The sequence below is a fragment of the Klebsiella sp. HMSC16A12 genome, assembly GCF_001808265.1.
Classification (GTDB): Bacteria; Pseudomonadota; Gammaproteobacteria; order Enterobacterales; family Enterobacteriaceae; genus Klebsiella; species Klebsiella pneumoniae.
Genome location: NZ_KV792609.1, coordinates 4211 through 6429, shown reverse-complemented (window position 1 = coordinate 6429; position 2219 = coordinate 4211). Strand labels below are relative to the sequence as shown.

The following is a 2219-nucleotide window of genomic DNA, read 5'->3' as shown; positions in this document are numbered from 1 at the left end:
GATAAGGTTTACCTAATTGCTTCACAAGTGTTCGATATCAATATTCATTTGCCACCAAGTCGCTTTTTATCAAGCGCAATATGAATCTCCTTTTCTCGCTCCAGTGGATAAAAAGTCACGGTTTCTGAAAATAAATCATTGTTATAGGTAAATCCGACAGAACTATTTTGATGAGGTATAGGTAAGGTATATATCTCTTCCCCCCTATAAGCAGTCATAACAATTTTTGCTTCAACGTAAACCATCGGAAATCCTAGATAAGCCCGCACCCACTGGTGAATCATAACTCGTTCCAGACCAAACGGCATAGGATTAGGAAACAGCCAGTCAGTTTTGGCTTCATCTTCAAACCTTAACATTTCTTCTTTCAGATTTTTAATGAGCACCACCTTTTCCGTTGACAATCATCGTTGATGACGATGAAATAATTTCACTACTGTACATGATTTTACCATCCATTAGAAAAAAACCTTATATGTTGAACGCCACCGATTTTTTAAAATAAGATATAGCATCACACATTATTTATTAACGACACAACGAAATACATACTGCGGACCAACACCATATTTTTCATAGTCACCATCAACTTCTTCTGGGAGTGGTGAAGCAGATTGTCTAAACATAGTCAATGCGTACTGTCTGTCGCCGCCAACATTCCCACGCAACACTTTCTTGGTCCCTTGCTCTGGTCCCTGAGGATTCTTTACCGGAGAGTGGGAGTAATAATCTTCTGCATACCAGTCATTGGTCCATTCTGAACCACTCAGTCCCATATCATACAGGCCTAAGGGATTTGATGGGTATTTACCTACTGGATAAATGGGAAGCCCCATCCCATCAGTGTATTTATTCAGTTCATCCTGGCTGGGGACATTTTTTCCTGGTGAAAACTCACCATTGTTAGTAGCAAACGGAAGATACTGACCTCTGGATCTTGCTGCAAACTCCCATTGTGCCTCTGTCGGCAAATCAATTTTTTTACCGGATTTTTTACCTAACCACTGACAATAATCTTTTGCCTGTTGCCAGATAACACCTGCAGGATAATCCCCCTTTAGCAGAGAAGGATGACGTTTTGCCAGTATATCCACAGGTGGATTTTTTTATCTGTTACTTTCAAATAAACATTAAAATCATCGTTGGTGACTTTATATTTTGATATCGAAAAATCACTTAAAATAACCTTATGTAAAGTTTTATCATCCTGTTGTATGCTGAAAAGTAATTTTTCACCAACTAATGGACCAAAATCACCCATTAAAAACTCACCACCCTGAACAGGGACCATATTAGAGACCGATTTATCCACAAGTGCTTTAGCTGCTTTTTCACTCCCGGTGGTATTTCCCTGATCGCACCCGAGCAGTAAACTGGCGGCAACAGAAGCAACTACGATTAATTTTATCATCTTATCACCTCAGCCATTGCATCAGGCAGTCATTATCCCCGTCGGGTGCTGGTCATCAATCATGGCAAGATATTCTGACATCAGGAAATCCGGCGTAGATTAAATATCCTATCCGGTTCAGCCGAATATTCGTTGAGCATTCTGATTCGGTTAAAATAAGAGATAGCATCACACATTATTTATTAACGACACAACGAAAGACATACTGCGGGCCAACACCATATTTTTCATAGTCATCGTCTTTATCGATCTTCGGAACTGGCAATTTTGATTGCCTGAACATGGTTAAAGCGTACTGTCTGTCGCCGCCAATATATCCACGCAGGACTTTTTTAGTACCCTGCGCAGGTCCCTGGGGATCGTTTACCGGAGAATGAGAGTAATAATCTGACGCATACCAGTCATTGGTCCATTCTGAGCCACTAAGTCCCATGTCATACAGACCCAGGGGATTTGGGGGATATTTGCCTACTGGGTAAAATGGGAAACCAAAACCATCTGTATATTTATCTAATTCATCTTTACCCGGAACATTTTTTCCAGGTAAATACTCACCATTATTTGTTGGAAACTGAAAATATTGACCTCTGGATCTTGCTGCATATTCCCATTGCGCCTCTGTTGGTAAATCAATCTTGTTACCAGACTCCTTACCTAACCACTGACAATAGTCTTTTGCCTGTTGCCAGGTAACACCAACAGAATAATCTCCTTTTTGCAAGGATGGATAATTTTTTAAAAAAATATGGATGGGTGCTTTTTTTACCCCTGTTATTTGCAGATATTTATTATAATCATCGTTGGTAAC

General features: G+C 39.9%; 4 protein-coding genes. All 4 read right to left on the bottom strand.

The window, feature by feature from the left end:
- Positions 1–44: 44 nt before the first annotated feature.
- Complete coding sequence (locus HMPREF3140_RS29290; RefSeq protein WP_153932797.1) at positions 45–359, bottom strand: DUF6392 family protein; 315 nt, start codon at positions 357–359, stop codon at positions 45–47.
- A gap of 162 nt (positions 360–521) precedes the next feature.
- Positions 522–1094 (bottom strand): formylglycine-generating enzyme family protein, encoded by a 573-nt coding sequence (locus HMPREF3140_RS29510; protein WP_014343198.1) that lies wholly within the window; start codon positions 1092–1094, stop codon positions 522–524.
- Positions 1058–1291: an SUMF1/EgtB/PvdO family nonheme iron enzyme gene (locus tag HMPREF3140_RS29505; RefSeq protein ID WP_162487910.1), complete on the bottom strand. Its 234-nt coding sequence runs from the start codon at positions 1289–1291 to the stop codon at positions 1058–1060. Before HMPREF3140_RS29505 ends, HMPREF3140_RS29510 begins: the two co-directional genes overlap by 37 nt.
- Positions 1292–1586: 295 nt before the next feature.
- The coding region (locus tag HMPREF3140_RS12295) for a formylglycine-generating enzyme family protein (protein WP_228705078.1) at positions 1587–2219 on the bottom strand (633 nt) is incomplete at its 5' end.

Excerpts from the sequence above, each read along its gene's own strand:
- HMPREF3140_RS29290 (WP_153932797.1), bottom strand. The coding sequence starts at position 359 with ATGTTAAGGTTTGAAGATGAAGCCAAAACTGACTGGCTGTTTCCTAAT.
- HMPREF3140_RS29505 (WP_162487910.1), bottom strand. The coding sequence starts at position 1,291 with ATGGTCCCTGTTCAGGGTGGTGAGTTTTTAATGGGTGATTTTGGTCCA.